Origin of the sequence: Janthinobacterium sp. NKUCC08_JDC, from assembly GCF_019345575.1 — a bacterium.
GTDB classification, from domain to species: domain Bacteria; phylum Pseudomonadota; class Gammaproteobacteria; order Burkholderiales; family Burkholderiaceae_D; genus Janthinobacterium; species Janthinobacterium aestuarii.
Map to the genome: position 1 here is coordinate 238,186 of NZ_JAHKQW010000006.1, position 18,990 is coordinate 257,175.

An 18,990-nucleotide genomic window follows, 5' to 3' on the forward strand; every position below is an offset into this window, starting at 1 on the left:
CCCTAGGCCGCCTTCGGTTTGAGCATGCCTTCCACGATGCCCAGCACGGTCTGGCGCGGCAGCAAGCGCGGCAGCCACGCCAGCAGCCGGTTCGGCCGACCCGCCACATGGCTGCTGCGGCCCTGGTCCAGCGCACGCAGCGCTTCATCGACGACGGCTTGCGGATCCATGCGCTTGCCCACGGCCGCTTCGGGCGCGGCCACGACGTCGAAGAAAGCCGTCTCCGTAGCGCCCGGGCACAGGGCCAGTACGCGCACGCCGCGGCTGCGGTTTTCCGCCCACAGCGCTTCCGAGAACGACAGCACGAAAGCCTTGCTGGCGCCATACACGGCCATGTAGGGATCGGGCTGCAGCGCAGCCGTGGAGGCCACGTTGATGATGGCGCCACGCCCTTTGGTCAGCATGTGCGGCAAGGCGGAGTGCGTCATTTCCATGAGCGCCGTGCAATTGACGGTCACTTCAGCCGCCTGGCGCGCCAGGTCGATGCTTTCGAAGCGGCCATGCGTGGCGAATCCCGCGTTATTGATCAGTACGTCGGGCGCCATGCCCAGCGACCAGGCTTGCGCATAAGCTTGTGCAGCGGCACCGGGCTGGCTCAGGTCGGCCACCAGCGCATGGGCGCGGATGCCGTGGCGCTGGGAAAGTTCCTTCGCCAAGTTATCGAGCACGGCGCCGGAACGGGCCAGCAACAGCAAATGGGCGCCGCGCGCGGCCAGGGTTTCCGCAAATACACGGCCGATGCCGGACGAGGCGCCCGTGATCAGCACGGTCTGGTTGGTATAGTTGAAAGCGGTCATGGCAGTGGTGTGGAGTAGATGAAGTTTTCAATGTAAACTGTAGACTTTAGTCCACGGTCAAGCGTGGAATGCAAAAAATGCACATGGCTGCGTTGCATAGGCTTGCCCTGCACATTTTTCGCGTCCCGCAAATTAGTAGAAAGTCAAAAAACCATGCGTATCGGAGAAATCACCCGCCTGACGGGCGTCAGCAAGGACACGGTGCGCTTTTACGAGCGCCAGGGGCTGCTGGATGAAGCCCCGCAGCCGGGCCTGACGAATAACTACAAGGAATATTCGGCCCAAGCCTTGCGGCGCATCGAGCTGATCGGCCACGCCAAGGCGCTGGGTTTCACCCTGAAGGAAATCGCCGACGTGATTGCCGTCTGGCAGGAAAACGCGCTCGATGCGCAGACCAAACGAGCTATGCTGGAAACGAAAATTGCCCAGATCGACGACAAGGCACGCTCGATGGCCGTGCTGCGCGCGGGCCTCGTCGATGCGCTGGCCAAGGTGGAGACGGGCTGCAACGATGTGGCGCCAGTGGAATACAAGAATAAATACAAGGACAATCAATGAGCAACTATTACACGCGCTACCGCCACCTGGCGATCGAGGACGCCAAGCCTGCCCCCACAGCGCGGCAGATCGCCACCATCGAGACCTTGCTGGAAGCGCCCTTGCCGTCGGCCTTCCTGGCGTTCTTGAAAGTGGCCAACGGCGCCTGTTTTGACTACACCTGTGATGTGCCGGACGGCAATGGCGGCGTGGAAAAAATGGGCTTCAATACCTTCTTCAGCGCCGATGAAGGCGATTTCTGCGATGAAACACTGGTCGGCGAAATCCGCGCCGCGCGCAAGCACACAGACATGCCCGTGCGCATCCTGCCGTTCGCCCGCGATGGCGGCAATTCCATGGTCTACCTGGACCTGACGGAGGAAGGCGGCGGCCGCGTGCTGGCCTATGTGCAGGAATTGCCGGACTGGACTGGCAAGCGCGCCCACGGCCTGATGGAACTGGCGCCCTCGTTCGACGCCTGGCTGGACAGCCTGTACATCGACCGCGACACGGTGCTCGATGAACTCGAACACAGCGTTTCGGAACCATCACACCTGGACGCGATGGCAGAATGGCTCGATATCGGCATGCCGGCCTGGCGCCGCGATGCGGGCATCACCGCTTTGTTTGCTCTGAAACAAGTCGAATTGTGCGCTAACGAACAGGACTAGTCCTACGGACATAATCGCGACTGTCCTATGGGTGTGCGCAGGCTGCTGGCTTAACATTGTCATCAGCTTGTAGAAAAAACCACACCAGAAAGGATTTGCCATGCCTATCCCTACCACCAGTTCCCGTACCCCCTCCCTGAAAAGCGTGGCCATCGGCGCCGCCGTGGCCTTATTGAGCGGCATCGCCATCAACAGCATCGCCGCTGCCGCACCGGGCGCGTACGACAAGCAATTCCTCAGCAAGGCCGCAGACGCGGGCAGCACGGAAATTGCCGCAAGCAAAGTAGCGCAAAGCAAGAGCTCCAATGCGGAAGTGAAGAAATTCGCCGATGCCATGGTCACGGACCACACGAAAGTCGCTGACGAGCTGAAACAACTGGCCAGCAGCAAGCAAATCGAGGTCAGCGACCAGCCCGGCAAGAAACACCAGGCGCAGATTGACAAGCTGAGCCGCCTGGAAGGTGCGCAGTTCGACAAGGAATATGCGGCCACCATCGGCGTGGCGGCGCACAAGGACGCGGTGAAACTGTTTACGGATGCCAGCCAAAAGGCCAGCGATCCCGAGATCAAGGCCTTTGCCGCGAAGACCTTGCCAGCGTTGCAACATCACCTGGAAATGGCGAATACATTGCATGCGGCCGTGGGCAAATAGCCAAGTTGACGGCAATTAGCGGGGACATGCTTGCTGTACGTGCCGTACGGCAAGCATGTCTGCTCTTGACATACAATGCGGCAACTTCGTTTTCGGCCATGCCATGACCTCATGCAGCTACTCAAGAAAACCGGCCTGATCGCCGCCACCTTCCTGCTCATCTTCCTGCTGGCAGGCTGGCTTTTCATCAAAGTCAGCGCGGCGCGCAATGCCACCGTGTATGCACAGCAGTGGAACAACCAGGGCACGTGCGTGATCAAGACCTATGTGCCGCACTATGGCAGCGGCGTACCGCAGAACATCGTGCGTGCGCTGAGCACATCCACCTTCTTCCGCGTCTACCACAAGGATGGCACCTTGTTGGAAAGCACGGAATGGGTGCTCGACATGCATGAAGACGGCATCCTCGACCATGCACGCTGGGGCGAGAACCAGACCCGCGCCATCTACCCGACCGACCTCGGTGACGAAGGCTGGACCTTGCCTGTATGCGCGTGAACGGTCGATGAGCACGCAAAGACCAAAGGGCCTGCGCAGCCCCTGGGTCGACGTGCCATATGAGCCCACGCTTTACCATTTCCTCGGTCCCTTCGACGTGTATGACCGTGAACACACCCTGGGCGCGGAGCTCGCCACCTGGAACATGAACGACCCGGTCCAGCGCGCGGCGCTGATACGGCGCGACATCACGTCCCAATACAAGGAACTCAGCTACCGCCACCGCCATGCGCTGGTGGCCGTGCTGGCGCAGGCGTTGCAAGACCCCGCTTTCGATTTCCAGGCCATCCTCGAGCACGACCCCGAGAGCACATACGCCCTGCCCGCCTTGTGGGATGAAATGGACGATCCGCGTGCCTTTTTCGCCGACATTTACCGGCTGGTGCAGCAGGGCTGGCACGACGACCTGGCGCGCGCTGCGGCGGAAGACCCGGCCAGCTGGTAGCGCGGCGCGGCCGCCACACTATCGATACGATAGCTTCCAGCCGTTTTTTCCCTCTGTGAACGCGATTGCGGCCATCTGCACGCGACGTTGCAAAAACGCCCCACTCAAAAAAATACTGTTGCACCAGCGCATGTCTGCTGGCATCGCGCTACTATGAAACGTCGGCACTTCGATAGGCGCCGCCTCACCGCACCGGTTCCCCGCCGGCTTCCCCCTGCCGCAATGTGAAGGAGATTCTCATGCCCAAGTTCACCCCTGCCATTTGCCTGTCGGCCATGCTTGCCGCCGCGATGCTGCCCGGTATCGCCAGCGCTGCCGAAGGCGGCGCCACGCGCGCCGATGCCGAAGCGATGGTCAAGAAAGGCGTGGCCTATATCAAGAGCGCCGGCGACGCCAAGGCGTATGGCGAGATCACGGCCAAGTCACCCCAATTCATCCTGCACGACCTGTACCTGGTCGTCTATAAACTCGACGGCACGGTCGCCGCGCATGGCGCCAACCCGAAAATGGTCGGCAAGAACTTGATCGAGCTGAAGGATATCGACGGCAAGGCCTTCGTCAAGGAACGAGTCGACCTGGCCAAGAGCAAGGGGACGTTCTGGCAGGAATACAAATTCACGAACCCGGAAACCAAGAAGATCGAGCCAAAGGTGATGTACTGCGAGAAACTGGCCGATTCCGTCGTCTGCGGCGGCATCTACCTGTAGCCGGCCGCCGCGCGGCCAGCGCCGGGATGGCATGCCGATCTCTCGACGAAGCTTTCAACGAATTTCTCAACGAACTTTTCAACGCTACGGGCCTCAATGAAAATCGCACAGAAGATGTTGATCGTCCCGGTGGTCGCGCTGGCTTGCCTGCTGGCCATGGGTGCCTTGTCCTACTTCGCCATGCAGCAGAATGAGCAGCGCATGCATGAACTGAAAGACGTCACTCTGACGGCCGAACGGCTTGCTAACCAGCAAGCTATTGCCTTGGGCCAGGTACATGCCGACGTGTACGCGAAGATCGCCATCGCGGCCAGCCTGTCCGAAGAGCAGTTCAAGCAATTCGGCGCGCAAACGGATGGCCAGCTGAACGCCATCGCGCAAGGCTTGAAGGAACTGCAGAAATTCTCGGGCGCCGCCACGGAAGCGGGCCAGGCCTTGCCCGGTGTCGAGCGCTACCGTGCCAGTGTGGCGCAGGCGCTGGACTTGGCGTCCATGGACCCGAATACGGGCGTGGCCGCGATGCAAAATGCCGCCGGACACTACCAGCAAGTGCGCGGGCAGCTGCGCCAGGTACTGCTCAACCTCGACCAGCGCACGGTTGTGGCCTTGCAGGAAACAAAAAATGCGGGCCAACGCGCCGGCTGGCTATCGCTGGGCACCATGGCTGTCGGCTTTGCCTTGCTGGCCCTGATCGCCACATGGGTGGCGCGCTCCGTGGTAGGGCCCATCGATGACGCCTGCCGCGCGGCCGAAAGTCTGGCCGCCGGCGACCTGACCACGCGCATCGAAGCCCGGGGCGACGACGAGGTGGGCAAGCTGACCCGGGCCCTGGCCACCGTACTGAAGAACTGGAACAATTTATTGGGCGATATACGCCAGGCGGGCTCTACCATCACGGTGGAAGCCAGTGAAATCGCGCTGGGCAATGCGGACTTGTCGGCCCGTACCGAGTCGCAAGCCCATTCCTTGCAAGAAACGGCGTCGTCCATGCATGCCTTGACGGATACCGTGCGCGAGAATGCCAGCCATGCGCATCAGGCCAACCAGATGGTGCTGTCGACGTCGAATGTGGCGCTCGAGGGCGGGCGCGTCGTGGGCCAGGTGGTCGAGACGATGGGTTCGATCAAGGCCAGTTCAGGGCGCATCGTCGACATCATCGCCGTCATCGACGGCATCGCGTTCCAGACAAATATCCTCGCGCTGAACGCGGCCGTGGAAGCGGCGCGCGCGGGCGAACAGGGGCGCGGCTTTGCCGTCGTCGCCACCGAGGTGCGGGGCCTGGCGCAGCGTTCGGCCACGGCGGCACGCGAAATCAAGCAGCTGATCGAGGATTCCGTGGCCAGGATAGAAACGGGCAGCGAGCTGGCCGACAGCGCCGGGCGCACCATGGGAGATATCGTCGCCTCCGTCCAGCAGGTGACGGAAATCATGAACGACATCACGGCGGCCAGCCAGCGCCAGAGCAAGGGCATCGAGGAAGTCAACAATGCCATCACGGAAATGGACGAATTGACCCAGCGCAATGCCGCCCTCGTCGAACAATCGGCCGCCGCCGCGCAAAGCATGCAAGACCAGGCGCATGACTTGCTGCGCGTGGTTGACGCCTTCCGCCTGGGCGATGGCGGCCCGCCGTTACTGCCCCGTCAGTAACGTTGCGGCATGGCAGCCTTGGCGCAGGCCAGCATTTTCCTGCCCGCCTCGGCCAGCGCGGGGTCCAGGTCCGTCTGCAAGGCGCTGCCCCGGCTGTTCTGATCCTCGTAACTGCCCAGCATGGCCGCATACAGCGAGGCCTGGTCCTGCTTGCGCCAGGTGGCGCTAGGCAAATTGCCGGGGGTGACAGGTATGCCAGCGCTGAAGTAGCCATACAGGCCGCCCACCTGTTTCTTGTGCAACCATTCCATCAATTGCACGATGCGGTACTGTTCCAGCAAGCTCAATTCGCTGACATTGACGCTCGACAAGGTGTAATACATTTCCAATCGGGCCATCCAGTTGCCTTTTTCGCCGGCCGCCACCAGCGCATCCCAGGCGGGGCCGGCGCGCACCTTGCGCACATCGCCCGGCAATGCCATCCACGCTTCAACAAAGGCCTGGTCCGGCACGGGGCCATAGTCAGCGGGCGCGCGGCAGACGAACTGGCGCGCATCGGCCCCGCCATCCTTGAGCGCGTTGCTAATCTGCCCGGCCACCTTGTCGCCGATGCCCAGCAGGCGCTTGCCATAGCTTTCCAGGGTCCAGTTCGAAGGCAAGCGTCCCAGCCAAGCCAGATCATCGTCGTTGGCGCGGGCCTGCACCGCATAAGCGGCGATCCTGGCCTGCATCTTGACTTCTTTCTGCTGCTCCGCCAGCTTGCGCGCCTCTTGCTCTTCGTCATAGCGGCTCGTGGTCTTGGCCAGTTGCATGCATTGCTGGAAGGCGTCCAGCACCCCCTGCCAGCATGCGGCGGGCACCTTCAACTGCCAGCGCATGCTGACGGTTTTCAGAATATACGTGTCTTCGCCCTCCTCCCCTTTGACATAGGCGCGGCCGTCGGCCTTCGTCACGCCTTTGGTCAGCTGCTTGCCGCCAGCCGTGCTCCACGTATACGGGTCATCGTCCTGCGGCACGCCGGGCGCGGCGTACAGGGTCAGGTAGTGGCCGGCTGCCGCAGGCGTATCGGCGGCATGGCTGAGCGGCGACAGCAGGGATAAAGCCAGTAAAGTTCTTCCAGGTGTCAGTTTCAGCATGCAGCAATCGTCAATGAAGTTCGGTATGGCAGGCGCAGTCGTGGCCGCTGGCTGCTTCGGACAGGTTTTGCAGGATTGCGCAGTCTTGCGACGGCTGCGGCTGGTCGCACTGGTGGCGCAGGGTCACCAGTTGCTGCTGCAATATCTGCAAATTCGCCATTTGCTCGGCAATGCGCAAGATATGGTGGTCGAGCAATTCATTGACGCTCTGGCACCCTTCTGCCGGATTATTCTTGAACTCCAGCAAGGCGCGGATATCGGTCAAGCCGATCTGCAGGGAGCGGCAATGGCGGATGAATTGCAGCCGTTCCTGGTGTTCTTCGCGGTATTCGCGGTAGCCGGCGCTGTTGCGGCCAGGTTCCTGCAGCAAGCCCGCCTTTTCATAATAACGCACGGTTTCCACGTCACAATCCGTCCGTTTGGCCAGTTCTCCGATACGCATGGCATCTCCTTTCATTCTTTCGCGCAAATTGCGCTTGACCCTGTAGCGGCTACAGGGTTTCTAATGGAAGCATACACGAAACCGGAAGGACGATGCGATGCCACACGATAGCCACGATCACGACCACACCCATGCGCACGAACATGAGCACAAGCACGACCATCAGCATGAGCACAAGCATGACCACAAGCATGACCATGCGCCCAAGGCGGTCAGCTGCTGTTCCAGCCAGCATGCGTGCTCGTCCACGCCTGCCGCCCCGTCTGGCCCGGCCCTGCCCAGCGCAGCCATCGCCGGCGCGAACACGGCCAAATACCGCATCGCCAATATGGATTGCCCCACGGAAGAACGGCTGATCCGCAACAAGCTGAGCAATATGGCCGGCGTCGTGGGCCTCGATTTCAACCTGATGAACCGCGTGCTCGACGTGCACCACACGCTGCCCTCGCTGGCCACGGTGGAAGCGGCCCTGCACGGCATCGGCATGCAGGCCATTCCGATGGAAGCGGACGCCACCGTCGCGCGGGATCCGAACGAAGGCAGCCTGAGCGGCCTGCAAAAAGGCTTGCTGGTCGTCTCCGGCCTGGCTGCCGCGGCCGCCGAAGCGCTGGCCTGGACCACGCATGAAGACAGTTCGCCCCTCGTCATCGCCCTGGCCCTGCTGTCGATCGCCACGGGCGGCTGGCCGACTCTGAAAAAGGGCTGGATTGCCCTGAAAACATTCACCCTGAACATCAATTTCCTGATGAGCCTGGCGGTTTTCGGCGCCGTCGCCATTGGCCAGTGGCCGGAAGCGGCCATGGTCATCTTCCTGTTCGCCATCGCCGAACTGATCGAAGGCCTGTCCCTGAACCGCGCGCGCAACGCCGTGCACAGCCTGATGCAGCTGGCGCCCGACACGGCGACAGTGGCCGACGCCAGCGGCGCCTGGCAGCAAGTATCCGTCGCCACGGTGGCCATCGGCGCCTTGATGCGCGTCAAGCCGGGCGAACGCATCGCGCTCGATGGCGTGGTGGCCAGCGGCGAATCGTCCGTCAACCAGGCGCCGATCACCGGTGAAAGCATGCCCGTGGACAAGGCCGTGGGCGACGTCGTGTATGCGGGCACCATCAATGAACGCGGCTTGCTCGACGTCACGGTGACAGCCAACAGCGGCAACAGCACGCTGGCGAAAATCGTCAAGGTGATCGAGGAAACCCAGGGCAAACAGGCGCCCACGCAGCGCTTCGTCGACAATTTCGCCCGTTACTACACGCCGGCCGTCGTCGTTTTTGCCATCCTCGTGGCCGTGCTGCCGCCACTGCTGCTGGGCCAGCCATTCATGGCCTGGGTCTACAAAGCGCTGGTGATGCTGGTGATCGCCTGCCCGTGCGCACTCGTCATCTCCACGCCAGTGACCGTCGTCAGCGGCCTGACGGCGGCCGCGCGGCGCGGCATCCTGGTCAAAGGCGGGCAATTCCTGGAAACGGGCTACCGGATCAAGGCCATCGCCGTCGACAAGACAGGTACCTTGACCATGGGCAAACCGGCTGTCACGGACGTGGTGGCGCTTGATGGCGGCAGCCGCGACACTATCCTGCTGCTGGCTGCCAGCCTCGATGCCAACTCGGCCCACCCCCTGGCCGCCGCCATCGTCAAGGCCGGTCCGCCCGCCGGCAGCCACTTGCCCGTGACCCAGTTTGCCGCCCTGCATGGACGCGGCGTGCAAGGCACGATCGCTGGCCAGACGTATTACCTGGGCAATGCGCGCCTGATGACGGAATTGAAGATCCTGACGCCGGCACTGCAAGCCATCCTGGCGGGGCTGGAACAGCAGGCGTACACGGCCATGGTGCTGGCCACCTACGCCGGCGCGCTGGGTGTGATCGCCGTGGCCGACGTGCTGCGCCCGACGGCGGCGTCCGCCATCGCCAGATTGAATGCGCTGGGCGTCACCACCGTCATGCTGACGGGAGACAATGCGCTGACGGCGCAGCGCATCGGCGCCGAAGTCGGTGTCAGCCTGGTCAAGGCGGAATTGCTGCCGGAAAACAAACTTGATGAGATCAAGGCCTTGCAGCAGCAGTTCGGCGTGGTCGCCATGCTCGGTGACGGCGTCAACGACGCCCCGGCCCTGGCGCAGGCCGACATCGGCTTTGCCATGGGCGCGGCCGGCAGCGACACGGCCATCGAAACGGCGGACGTGGCCCTGATGGATGATGAACTGGGTAAATTGCCTGAATTCATCAGCCTGAGCCAGCGCACACGCAGCATCCTCGTGCAAAACATCAGCTTTGCCATCGGCATCAAGGCTGTATTCTTCGGCCTGGCCCTGGCCAGCATGGCGACCCTCTGGATGGCCGTGTTCGCCGACGTGGGCGCCAGTCTGCTCGTGGTGGCGAACGGCCTGCGCTTGCTGCGCAAGAGCCAGCAAGCATAGTCCCTAGCAGAAATATTTCCATCTGGACAATTGCTGTAAAAAACGCTACTTTGGCGCTTGATCTCCACCGCCGCCAAAGTAGCCGATGACCTTCCTGCCCCGCCTGACCCTGCTGTCTACCTTGCTTGCCAGCACCTGCCTGCATGCCGAACCCCTGGTTTTCACGCCCTGCTCCGATACGGCCGCTCCCGGCAGCCTGTGCTCGGGCTTGAACGTGCCCGGCAGCTACGATGCCCAGGGTCGTGCCATCGGCGACGCGGATGCCATGCACGTCTTCGTGCGCAAATTTGCTGCCGATGTGCCTGCCGGCAAGCCGGCCAAAGGCACTCTGTGGCTGGTGGCGGGCGGTCCCGGCGAATCGGGCGCCGCGTTCTACAGCTTGCTGCCCACCTTGCGCCGCAGCTTTCCCGGCTTTGAATTCCTGATTCCCGACCACCGGGGCACGGGCCATTCTTCGCGCCTGTGCAAGGTGGAGGAATCCGAACAAAGTCCCGGCGGCCGCGCCTTGGCAGGCGCCGAATGGGGCAGCTGTTTTGCCGGCATCAACCTCGTGCCGGAATATGCGGGCCAGTTTTCCATCACGATGGCGGCGCGCGACTTGAAAGCCCTGATCGAAGGCGAACAGGGCAAGAAGAAGCCGCCCGTGTATGTATACAGTGTGTCGTATGGCACGCAGCTGGTCTTGCGCACCTTGCAGCTGGGGCCGCTGCCCGTCCAGGGCGTCATCCTCGACTCCTTGGTGCCGCCGCAAACGGATGCGCGCTGGGACTTGAGCCAGCGCTCGCACGTGGTCAACACGGTCGGCATGCAGGTACTGGCCCGCTGCGATGCGGATGCGGCTTGTCACGCGGCATTGGGCGAGCCGGCTGCCACCTTGTACCGCCGCGTGCTGGACAAGGCGCAAGCGGACCCGGCCCTGCTGGCGACCATTCCCGGCAAGAACCTGAAAAACTTCCTTGGCGGCATGCTTGACGTGCCTGCCGCGCGCGCTCGCATCCCGTATCTGCTGCAAGACCTGGACCGGGGCGGCGAAGCGGAACTGGCGTCCGTGCGCGCCACGTTGGCGGACGCGGCGGCCAGCCTGGGCAGCTATCCCCAGTCGCCGCTGTCGATTCCGCTGGTCAATATCATCAGCAATTCGGAAAACAATCTGCAGCCGTCGTTGCGGCCCGGCTGGACGGCCGCGGACATCGCCCGAGACGAGGCGGATTTGCTGTTTACCGGTCCCCTGCCCCGCATCCTGCTGGGCGGCGGCTTGCCCACCTACCCGCGCGACGCTTATTTCGGCGTCTTGCCGGAGAAAATGCCGCCAACTTTGGTACTGCAGGGATCGCTGGACCCTAAGACGCCATACGCGGGCGCGCAGGCGCAAGTGCGGGCTTTGACGCAGAGCAAGGCTGGCAAGGTGGCCCTGTCCACCGTGCACAACGCCCCGCATTTCATTTTATGGACGGCGCCCGCCTGCTTTAAACAGGCCAGCACCCGTTTTATTGCCGGCAAACCGGCGCACGATTGCACGCTGTAGTTCCACCAACTAGTTTGAAGAGGACGATATGCGCATCACAGGCCTGGCATTGCTGCTGTTATCTTGTTACGGCGTGGCGCAAGCGGCACCGCTCGCCTCCCCGTCCATCTGCGCCTCGCCCGCACAGCCGATCCGCGAACAAGGCTATGTGCCCATCAATGGCATCGAGCAATGGATCACGGTCACAGGCGCCGCCTGCGGCAATCCCGTGATCCTGTTCATCCATGGCGGTCCCGGCAATGCGCTCAGTCCGTATGCGGACGCCATCTACGCCGGCTGGGAGCGCCACTACACCCTGGTGCAATGGGACCAGCGCGGCGCCGGCATGACGTATGCGAAACAGCGGCCCGCGGAAGACGTGCCCTTGACGGTGGAACAGATGCGCGACGACGGCATCGCCGTGGCCCGCTATATTGAACAGCATCTGGGCCGGCAGAAGGTCATTTTGATGGGCAGTTCCTGGGGATCGATACTGGGTGTGCACATGGCCAAGGCGCGCCCCGACCTGTTCCACGCGTATATCGGCACGGCGCAGGTGGTCAATGCGCGGGACAATGAGACAGGCATGTATCGCGAAGTGATGGTGCTGGCGCAAGCGGCCGGCGATACCACCACGGTGGACAAGCTGACGGCGCTCGGTGCGCCGCCATGGCGCGATCCGCGCAACTTCGGCATCTTGCGCCGCTTCGACCGCAAATATGAAGGATTGGCAACTGATCCGCCGCCCAGGCACTGGTGGCAGCCGGCGCCGTTCTATGCCACGCCGCAAGCGCTGGCCGATGCCGAGGCGGCAGACGACTATTCGTACATCCAGTTCATCGGCCTGCGCGGCGACGGCATGTTCGCCAAGGTCGACCTGCCCGCGCTGGGCACGCGCTTTGACTTGCCCGTGTTTTTCATCATGGGCGAAGCGGACTTGCTGACCTCGCCCGCTATCGCGCGTACCTACTTCGACAGCATCACGGCGCCGGCCAAGGATTTTACCTTGGTGAAACGCGCCGGACACGACCCCAACCAGGCCGTGCTCAACGCCCAATGGACGGTCTTGCGCGACAAGGTGGCGCCGCTGCTGCAGTAAGCAAGCCTTCAGTGGCGTGCGCGGCGATGCAGTTCCGCCTGCTGCGCGGCGTGCAGCGCCTGGATGAATGCGGCATCCCCCCCGGCACAGGTGCTGGCCGTGCAGCCGCCCAGGTCCTCGGCAATGCGAAAACCTTCGCCCAGGCTGCTGGCATTGCCGCGGCCGCCATGCCCGCGCGCTGCGCTGCGCAGTACCTGGCGCGAGGACGAATAGCTGCCGCCCCGCGTGATGAAATAGTCACCTTCCGCCTCGCAACCGCTGCGCCAGGCCGCCCCGTCGACGGGCGCACCCCGGTAGTCGGGATGCTGGCAATCGGCCACCCATTCCGCCACGTTGCCCATCATGTCGTGCAAGCCGTAGCCGTTGGGCGCATACATGCCCACGACGGCCGTGTACTCGGTGCCGTCATCGCAATCGGTGACCAGCATATCGAGGCCGTGATCGCGCTGCGCAGCCGCCTTGAAACGCCGGTCCTTCATGTTGGCGTACTTGCATAATTGTTCAGGCGCATCTCCGGACGAGTATTTCGTGCGGGTGCCGGCGCGCGCCGCGTATTCCCATTCCGCCTCGCTGGGCAGGCGGAATGGGCGCCCCGTTTCCCGCGCCAGCCATTGCACATAGGCCGCGGCATCGTCCCAGCTCACGCACATGACGGGGTGATAGTCCGTTGGCGCATGCGCAGGGGCGTCCCAGCCCGACGCCTTGAGCGCGATGCCGTCAGTGCGGTCGAATTCCCAGCATTCGCCAGCCGCCCGATAGCCGCTGGCGGCAACGAATTGCCGGAACTGCGCCACCGTCGTCTCGTATTTTGCAAGTCGGAATGCGGCCACGCGCACCTCGTGGGGCGGCCCCTCGGCCGGATTATGGCTGCCGTCACCGATACGCGGCTCCGTGCTGCCCATGGTAAACACGCCGGCGGGAATACTGGCCATGGGCGGGAGGAAGGGGGCGGCAGCTGCCTGGGCGCTGCAAAAGATGGCGCAGGCAACGATAAGTATGCTGTGCTTCATGTGGCTCCTGTAATCGGTGGGTGAGAACACAGATTGACAGCCGGGCCAGCGGATGGCCGCACGCATGCGACGAATCGACAATGGGGCCGATGAATGGCAAGCCATGTTCTGGCCAATCAGGCAACGGGCCGCTACACTATGCCCATGATCAGAAAAACGACTTTGCTACAGGGCTGGCGTTCACTTTGGGAACTGCGCCCCCGGCACGATGTGTCCACCCTGACCCGCCTGCTGGTCGTTTCCCTGATCGGTGTCGCCCTGGCATTGGTCCTGATGACCATCGTCGCCATCTTCGGCCGGGTCGACCGGCCGCTCTGGTGGTGGGCATCACTGCTGCCGAACATCGGCATCTGCCTGTGCATCGTGCATACCCTGTTTGGCGTGCTGCGCCTGGCCGGGCGCTGCCTGCCGGCGCCGCTGGTCGAGCGCATGTCGAACGTGCGCGACCTGCGCGCCGGCATGGTGCTGGGCGCGCTGTCCCTGGCGGCCATCATCCTGGGCATGAGCATCGGCTTTACCATCGTGCCAATACTGGTCGGTTTCAAGCTGTGGGGCATGTTCGTCTCGCTGCCCGCCGCGCTGACCAAGTTTGCCGTGTTCATCCTGTTTGTGATGGCGGCTAACTGGGCCTGGTGGCATTCGCGCCTGCGCCAGCAGCAGCTGCAAAGCGAGGTGACGGATGCGCGCCTGCGCTTGCTGCAGGGACAGATCGAGTCGCACCTGTTGTTCAATACCTTGGCCAACATCCAGAGCCTGATGGACTACGACCCGCCGCGCGCGAAACGCATGCTGGAAACGTTTTCCGGCTACCTGCGCGCCAGCCTGTCGCAGCTGCGCCAGGGCGACAGCACGCTGGAAGCGGAACTCGACATGGCGAGCCAGTATCTGTGCTTGATGCAGATCCGCATGGAGGAGCGCCTGCGTTTCCGCATCGACGCCAGCGCGCAAGCGCGCCTGGCCAGCCTGCCCACGCTGATGCTGCAGCCGCTGGTCGAGAACGCCGTCCAGCACGGACTGGCGCCCAAGCTGGACGGCGGCAGCGTCGTCGTGCATGCCGAGGTACGCGCGGGCCGCCTGGAAATCCGCGTGCTTGACGATGGCGTGGGCTTGACGGCCCCAGGCAAGCCACCGCGTCCGGGCAGCGGCATGGCGCTGGCCAATCTGCGCTCGCGCCTGCAGGCTCAGTTCGGCGCCGCCGCCAGGCTGAGCCTGCGTGAGCGCGAGAGCGGGCCTGGCGTCGAAGCCGTGCTGGAGCTGCCGTACCTGGGTGCCGGCTCCACAGTGCCGGCGGTCGCATGACGCGCGCCCTGATCGCGGACGATGAACCGCACCTGGCGCTCTACCTGCGCGACCAGCTGCTGGCCCTGTGGCCGGACTTGCAGATCATCCACATGGCGCGCAACGGCGTCGAGGCCGCTACCTGCATCGCCGAGCTGGAACCCGATATCGCCTTTCTCGATATCCAGATGCCGGGACTGACCGGGCTGGAGGTAGCACAAGGTATCGAAGGCCCAACCCGCGTGGTATTCGTCACCGCCTACGACGAATTTGCCCTGCAAGCCTTCGACCACGCGGCGCTCGATTACGTATTGAAACCCGTCACCACCGAACGGCTGGCTCGCACCGTGGCGCGCCTGCGTGCGACGCCGGTCTTGCCCCACGCCGGTGCGGCCATGGCGCAGACGCTGCGGCAACTGACGGCCGCACCCGGCCAGGCCCGCCCCCGGCTGCGCTACATACTTGCGTCCCGTGGCGAGCGCACGCACCACCTCGACGTGGCAAAGGTGCGCTTTTTCCATGCCGACGACAAGTACACGGTTGTCGCCAGCGTGGATGGTGAATTCCTGATCCGCACGCCCATCACGGAACTGGCGGCCCAGCTTGATCCTGAGCTATTCTGGCAAGTCCACCGCTCCACCCTGGTCAACCTGGCCTGGCTGGAAGGCACGCGCCGCGACGACGCCAGCCGTCTGTTCCTGCGCATGCGCGACCACGCTGGCGAGCTGCCCGTGAGCCGCGCCTTCGTCCACCTGTTCCGGGCCATGTAGCTTCGGCCACCAAGTAGCGCTGACGTCGCCGGAGGTCGTCCTGGCGTCGATCCGGCAAGTCTTGCCATCAGGCAACTACGGGGCCGAGGAGCGAAAATGCAATTGGCCCACCGTTTGCGCGGCGAGCCAGTATCCAGTTCAATATTGTCGGGGCGAAGGCCCCGTCCATCAAACCGCCCGGCGCGCCCGCAGGTGCAGGTGGCGGATGGTGGCAGCAGCCGCCATCAGGATGGCCGAAGCCGTGGCCAGCACGACAATAAATGCCTTGTCGAAGGCCGAGCGGGCCAGGTCCGACACTTGCAAGCCCAGTTCGGCCGGCAATTGCTCGGCAGCGAGCAGCGCCGCATCGAGGGTGTCATGGGCATTCGGCAACAGGCCCGCGCTTTCCGGGATCACCAGGGTGGCGCTGTAGACGGCCGACATAATCGTGCCCAGCACGGTCACGCCGATCACGGCGCCCAACTCATACGACACTTCCTCGATCGACGCGGCCATGCCCGCTTGCTGCGGGGCCACGTTCAGCATCACGGCGCTGGACGCGGCCGTCATGACGGCGCCCAGGCCCAGGCCCAGGATCACCAGGCTGGCCACTTGTGCCGAGACGGCGGCGTCATGCAGCACCAGATACGATGCCATGCCGATACCGGACAGCAGCAGCGAACCCCACAACACCTTGGCCTTGTCGGCGCGCGGCAGCATGAAACCCGTCAGCGGGCCCGCAAACACGGACGCCAGCGGCAGCGGCAACAGCAGCAGACCCGCTTCCAGCGGCGACAATTCCCGCACCAGCTGCATGTGCTGGCTCAGCGCCAGTTCCATGCCGATCAGCGCGGCGGACGCCACCATGGCGGCGGCCACGGCGCTGGAAAACGGCAGTTCGCGGAACAGGGCGAAGTCGATCAGCGGCTTGGCTTGCCGTTTCTGGCGGCGCACGAATTTCAGCATGAAGAAGGCGCCCACGGCGAAAGCAAAGGCAGCCAGCGCATACGACGGCTGCGACTTGCCCAGCTCCTTGATCGCATACACGCCACCAAGCAGACCCATCATGATTTGCAGCGAGCCGGCCAGATCCCACGGTTTGTCGCGGTTACCGGCCCGTTTCGGCAGGACCACGGCAGCCAGCACCAGGGTCAGCAGCACGATGGGCACGTTGATCAGGAAGACGGAACCCCACCAGTAATGTTCCATCAGGAAACCGCCGAGCACGGGGCCGAACGCGGCGCCACCCGAGGCAATCGCCGCCCACACGCCGATGGCGAACGAGCGCTCGCGGTTATCCGTAAAGGTCAGGCGGATGATGGACAAGGTGGCCGGCATCATCAGCGCGGCGCCGATGGCCAGCAGCACGCGGGCAAAGATCAGCCATTCCGGCGCGGGCGAAAATGCGGCGCACAGCGAGGCGATGCCGAACACGGCCAGGCCGGCAAGGAAAACGGGTTTGTGGCTCAGACGGTCACCGAGGGTGCCGAGGCCGGGCAACAAACCGGAGACGACCAGCGCGTAGACGTTGATGATCCACAGTTTTTGCGAGGAAGAGGCCTGCAAGTCGCGCGTCAGCGCGGGCAAGGCGGTGTAGAGCACGGTCATGTCGACCACGATGAGGAACAAGGCGCTGGAGACGATGGCCAGCGTCAGCCATTTTTTCATTGGATGCATAAACAACTCATGGATTTTAGTGTAACTTTTAACAACTATCGGTATGGATAAAGCGGGTGCTGCGCAAATATTTACGTTCCAGGCTGCCACGGGCCTGGGCTGGTCGGGGGCGGCGGGCGTCAGCCACGGTCGCCATCCTTGTCATCCACGCCGGAGGTCACCGCGTCGAGTTCGCGCAGCATGACGACGGACACTTGCTTGAAGCCGCGGCCTTGGAAGAACTTTTGCGCCGTCAGGTTGTGCGCGCCGCATTCGAGGAACAGCCGGGCGATGCCGTGGCTGTGCAGCTCGTCGGCGACCCACTCCACCAGCTGGCTGCCGATGCCGCTGCCGCGCACGGAAGGCAGCAAGACCAGGTCATCGAGCGCGGCGAACGATTTCGAGGCGCGCTGGCGCGTGTCGATGGAAACGAGAGCCATGCCGACGATGGCCTCGCCCGACATGGCGACAGCCAGCAGGGTCGAATCGCCATGCGCCCAGTCATGCGACAGGGCGGCGCGGATTTCGCCACGGATCACCTCAGGCAAGTCCGCGCGCCAGTTGCCGGGCGCGTCGGCGCGTTCGCCCTGCAGCTCCGAATGGGAGATATAGTCGGCGCTGACGTTGTCGAGGTAGAGCTTGCACAAGGTATCTTCGGCGGTGGCGTCGTGGCACCAGCTGAAGCTGATGGCGGGTGAATTGGCTTGAGCGTTTTTCATGGCGGATCTCGTGTTGTTGAAAATGTAAAGACATTTTATGTCGCCCCTGAATGGCATTCAAGTTAAAATCCATCTGTAAAACAGATAGGTTGATGCCATGCAATGGACTTTGGAACAAATGCGCTACTTTGAAGCGGCCGTCGCGGCTGGCTCTTTCTCGGGCGCGGCGCGCCGGCTGGGCCGCGCCCAATCGGTGGTCAGCACCTCGATCGGGCTGCTGGAAGCGGAATTTGGCGTGGAACTGTTTGACCGCTCGCGCCGCAGCGCCGTGCTGACGGAAGCGGGCAAAGTCATGCACCTGGAAGCGTGCGAACTGCTGCGCCAGGCCGAGCGATTGCAGCTGCGCGCGCAACTGCTGAGCGCCGCTCCCGAAGCCCAGCTGACCCTGGCCCTGGACGAAGCCCTGCCCTACCTGGCCATCGGCACCCTGGTCAAGGAACTGGCGGCGCGCTACCCGGCCCTGGAACTCGTGATGCTCAACGCCACGGCGTCGGAAGTGGCGCAATACGTGGAACAGCAGCAAGCCGACGTGGCCTTCCACTTCGACCGGGGCCCGATCTCGCCCGTGCTGGAACAGCAGCACATCGGCAGCGTGGCGCAAGGCGTGTTCGTGGCAAAAGGCCATGCCATGGCCCACGGCCAGGAGGTGAGCCGCAACGAGCTGACCCGCTACCGCCAGCTGATCATGGATTCCGAGCTCAACCGCGAACACGCGTTCAGCCCCGCCGTCTGGTTTTCCGACAGCTTCTACAGTATTGCCGAGATGGTCGCGGACGGGCTGGGCTGGGCGATTCTCCCCTTGAACATCGCCAATTACGACAATTACAAGGGGTATCTACAGGAAGTGCCCTGCCCTGCGCTGGCCTTGTCGCGGCTGCCGGTGCGTCGGCTGTCGATACATGGGAAGAAACTGAGCGAGACGAGTTTGTGGCTGACGGACAGGCTGGCGGAGTTGTTGGCGGATGGGCCGCGGGGGTGAATGTATGTAAGTCAATGTGGAAACGCTTGGGTTTTTAACGCTCAATAGAAGCCAGCTCCTGATAGCTGATCCGGTACGACAAGGAACCTGAGTTAAAGGCCG

At 63.4% G+C, this 18,990-nt stretch carries 19 protein-coding genes; 13 read left to right on the forward strand and 6 right to left on the reverse strand.

Annotation, left to right across the window (positions count from 1 at the left end):
• Positions 1 to 2: 2 nt before the first annotated feature.
• Positions 3 to 797, reverse strand: a complete 795-nt coding sequence (locus tag KO538_RS17030; protein ID WP_219329065.1) for an SDR family oxidoreductase — start codon at positions 795 to 797, stop codon at positions 3 to 5.
• 153 nt (positions 798 to 950) lie between these two features.
• Between KO538_RS17030 and KO538_RS17035 the strand changes: the two genes are divergently transcribed.
• The 7 genes from KO538_RS17035 to KO538_RS17065 all read left to right on the forward strand — a co-directional run bounded on the left by KO538_RS17035 (position 951) and on the right by KO538_RS17065 (position 5,957).
• Positions 951 to 1,355 carry a MerR family transcriptional regulator gene (locus KO538_RS17035; protein WP_051990904.1) on the forward strand — a complete coding sequence of 135 codons (405 nt, stop codon included), beginning with the start codon at positions 951 to 953 and terminating at the stop codon, positions 1,353 to 1,355.
• Positions 1,352 to 2,005 (forward strand): SMI1/KNR4 family protein, encoded by a 654-nt coding sequence (locus KO538_RS17040; protein WP_219329066.1) that lies wholly within the window; start codon positions 1,352 to 1,354, stop codon positions 2,003 to 2,005. The genes KO538_RS17035 and KO538_RS17040 overlap by 4 nt, the downstream gene beginning before the upstream one ends.
• 100 nt (positions 2,006 to 2,105) lie before the next feature.
• Complete coding sequence (locus tag KO538_RS17045) at positions 2,106 to 2,657, forward strand: DUF4142 domain-containing protein (protein ID WP_034748240.1); 552 nt, start codon at positions 2,106 to 2,108, stop codon at positions 2,655 to 2,657.
• Positions 2,658 to 2,768: 111 nt separating this feature from the next.
• Positions 2,769 to 3,155 (forward strand): hypothetical protein, encoded by a 387-nt coding sequence (locus tag KO538_RS17050; protein WP_219329067.1) that lies wholly within the window; start codon positions 2,769 to 2,771, stop codon positions 3,153 to 3,155.
• Positions 3,156 to 3,162: 7 nt separating this feature from the next.
• Entirely contained in the window at positions 3,163 to 3,600 is a 438-nt protein-coding gene (locus tag KO538_RS17055) for a hypothetical protein (protein ID WP_219329068.1), read from the forward strand.
• Positions 3,601 to 3,839: 239 nt separating this feature from the next.
• The gene (locus tag KO538_RS17060) at positions 3,840 to 4,307 is read left to right on the forward strand and encodes a cache domain-containing protein (protein ID WP_034748249.1); all 468 of its coding nucleotides are present in this window, start codon (positions 3,840 to 3,842) and stop codon (positions 4,305 to 4,307) included.
• Positions 4,308 to 4,403: 96 nt separating this feature from the next.
• The gene (locus KO538_RS17065) at positions 4,404 to 5,957 is read left to right on the forward strand and encodes a methyl-accepting chemotaxis protein (protein ID WP_257620416.1); all 1,554 of its coding nucleotides are present in this window, start codon (positions 4,404 to 4,406) and stop codon (positions 5,955 to 5,957) included.
• Here KO538_RS17065 and KO538_RS17070 read toward each other — a convergent pair.
• On the reverse strand, positions 5,951 to 7,033 hold the full coding sequence (locus tag KO538_RS17070; protein WP_219329069.1) for a hypothetical protein: 1,083 nt from the start codon (positions 7,031 to 7,033) through the stop codon (positions 5,951 to 5,953). The genes KO538_RS17065 and KO538_RS17070 overlap by 7 nt on opposite strands.
• A gap of 10 nt (positions 7,034 to 7,043) precedes the next feature.
• Positions 7,044 to 7,475 carry a Cd(II)/Pb(II)-responsive transcriptional regulator gene (gene cadR / locus KO538_RS17075; protein ID WP_034748257.1) on the reverse strand — a complete coding sequence of 144 codons (432 nt, stop codon included), beginning with the start codon at positions 7,473 to 7,475 and terminating at the stop codon, positions 7,044 to 7,046.
• A gap of 97 nt (positions 7,476 to 7,572) precedes the next feature.
• Between cadR and KO538_RS17080 the strand changes: the two genes are divergently transcribed.
• From KO538_RS17080 to KO538_RS17090, 3 genes are all read left to right on the forward strand, one after another.
• Positions 7,573 to 9,894: a heavy metal translocating P-type ATPase gene (locus tag KO538_RS17080; protein ID WP_219329070.1), complete on the forward strand. Its 2,322-nt coding sequence runs from the start codon at positions 7,573 to 7,575 to the stop codon at positions 9,892 to 9,894.
• Between the two features lie 85 nt (positions 9,895 to 9,979).
• Entirely contained in the window at positions 9,980 to 11,419 is a 1,440-nt protein-coding gene (locus tag KO538_RS17085) for an alpha/beta fold hydrolase (protein ID WP_219329071.1), read from the forward strand.
• 28 nt (positions 11,420 to 11,447) lie between these two features.
• Positions 11,448 to 12,497, forward strand: coding sequence for an alpha/beta fold hydrolase (locus tag KO538_RS17090; protein WP_219329072.1), 1,050 nt, complete (start codon positions 11,448 to 11,450; stop codon positions 12,495 to 12,497).
• An 8-nt stretch (positions 12,498 to 12,505) separates the two neighbouring features.
• Here KO538_RS17090 and KO538_RS17095 read toward each other — a convergent pair whose 3' ends face one another.
• A complete protein-coding gene (locus tag KO538_RS17095) occupies positions 12,506 to 13,507 on the reverse strand; it encodes a formylglycine-generating enzyme family protein (protein WP_219329073.1) in 1,002 nt (333 codons plus the stop codon).
• 210 nt (positions 13,508 to 13,717) lie between these two features.
• Here KO538_RS17095 and KO538_RS17100 point away from each other — a divergent pair, with 210 nt between their 5' ends.
• Positions 13,718 to 14,806 (forward strand): histidine kinase, encoded by a 1,089-nt coding sequence (locus KO538_RS17100; RefSeq protein WP_219329074.1) that lies wholly within the window; start codon positions 13,718 to 13,720, stop codon positions 14,804 to 14,806.
• Entirely contained in the window at positions 14,803 to 15,555 is a 753-nt protein-coding gene (locus tag KO538_RS17105; RefSeq protein ID WP_219329075.1) for a LytTR family DNA-binding domain-containing protein, read from the forward strand. The genes KO538_RS17100 and KO538_RS17105 overlap by 4 nt, the downstream gene beginning before the upstream one ends.
• A gap of 168 nt (positions 15,556 to 15,723) precedes the next feature.
• On the opposite strand, the gene KO538_RS17110 is transcribed toward KO538_RS17105, so the two are convergent.
• Both KO538_RS17110 and KO538_RS17115 read right to left on the reverse strand, forming a co-directional pair.
• On the reverse strand, positions 15,724 to 17,202 hold the full coding sequence (locus tag KO538_RS17110) for an MFS transporter (protein ID WP_307788901.1): 1,479 nt from the start codon (positions 17,200 to 17,202) through the stop codon (positions 15,724 to 15,726).
• A 128-nt stretch (positions 17,203 to 17,330) separates the two neighbouring features.
• Positions 17,331 to 17,909, reverse strand: a complete 579-nt coding sequence (locus tag KO538_RS17115) for a GNAT family N-acetyltransferase (protein WP_034748266.1) — start codon at positions 17,907 to 17,909, stop codon at positions 17,331 to 17,333.
• A gap of 97 nt (positions 17,910 to 18,006) precedes the next feature.
• Here KO538_RS17115 and KO538_RS17120 point away from each other — a divergent pair, with 97 nt between their 5' ends.
• Positions 18,007 to 18,888, forward strand: a complete 882-nt coding sequence (locus KO538_RS17120) for a LysR family transcriptional regulator (RefSeq protein ID WP_034748268.1) — start codon at positions 18,007 to 18,009, stop codon at positions 18,886 to 18,888.
• Positions 18,889 to 18,990: the final 102 nt, after the last annotated feature.

Coding starts and splice junctions, on each gene's coding strand:
- KO538_RS17040 (WP_219329066.1), top strand. CDS start 1,352: ATGAGCAACTATTACACGCGCTACCGCCACCTGGCGATCGAGGACGCC.
- KO538_RS17045 (WP_034748240.1), top strand. CDS start 2,106: ATGCCTATCCCTACCACCAGTTCCCGTACCCCCTCCCTGAAAAGCGTG.
- KO538_RS17050 (WP_219329067.1), top strand. CDS start 2,769: ATGCAGCTACTCAAGAAAACCGGCCTGATCGCCGCCACCTTCCTGCTC.
- KO538_RS17105 (WP_219329075.1), top strand. CDS start 14,803: ATGACGCGCGCCCTGATCGCGGACGATGAACCGCACCTGGCGCTCTAC.
- KO538_RS17080 (WP_219329070.1), top strand. CDS start 7,573: ATGCCACACGATAGCCACGATCACGACCACACCCATGCGCACGAACAT.
- KO538_RS17090 (WP_219329072.1), top strand. CDS start 11,448: ATGCGCATCACAGGCCTGGCATTGCTGCTGTTATCTTGTTACGGCGTG.
- KO538_RS17095 (WP_219329073.1), bottom strand. CDS start 13,507: ATGAAGCACAGCATACTTATCGTTGCCTGCGCCATCTTTTGCAGCGCC.
- KO538_RS17110 (WP_307788901.1), bottom strand. CDS start 17,202: ATGAAAAAATGGCTGACGCTGGCCATCGTCTCCAGCGCCTTGTTCCTC.
- cadR (WP_034748257.1), bottom strand. CDS start 7,475: ATGCGTATCGGAGAACTGGCCAAACGGACGGATTGTGACGTGGAAACC.
- KO538_RS17035 (WP_051990904.1), top strand. CDS start 951: ATGCGTATCGGAGAAATCACCCGCCTGACGGGCGTCAGCAAGGACACG.
- KO538_RS17070 (WP_219329069.1), bottom strand. CDS start 7,033: ATGCTGAAACTGACACCTGGAAGAACTTTACTGGCTTTATCCCTGCTG.
- KO538_RS17085 (WP_219329071.1), top strand. CDS start 9,980: ATGACCTTCCTGCCCCGCCTGACCCTGCTGTCTACCTTGCTTGCCAGC.
- KO538_RS17055 (WP_219329068.1), top strand. CDS start 3,163: ATGAGCACGCAAAGACCAAAGGGCCTGCGCAGCCCCTGGGTCGACGTG.
- KO538_RS17115 (WP_034748266.1), bottom strand. CDS start 17,909: ATGAAAAACGCTCAAGCCAATTCACCCGCCATCAGCTTCAGCTGGTGC.
- KO538_RS17060 (WP_034748249.1), top strand. CDS start 3,840: ATGCCCAAGTTCACCCCTGCCATTTGCCTGTCGGCCATGCTTGCCGCC.
- KO538_RS17030 (WP_219329065.1), bottom strand. CDS start 797: ATGACCGCTTTCAACTATACCAACCAGACCGTGCTGATCACGGGCGCC.
- KO538_RS17065 (WP_257620416.1), top strand. CDS start 4,404: ATGAAAATCGCACAGAAGATGTTGATCGTCCCGGTGGTCGCGCTGGCT.
- KO538_RS17120 (WP_034748268.1), top strand. CDS start 18,007: ATGCAATGGACTTTGGAACAAATGCGCTACTTTGAAGCGGCCGTCGCG.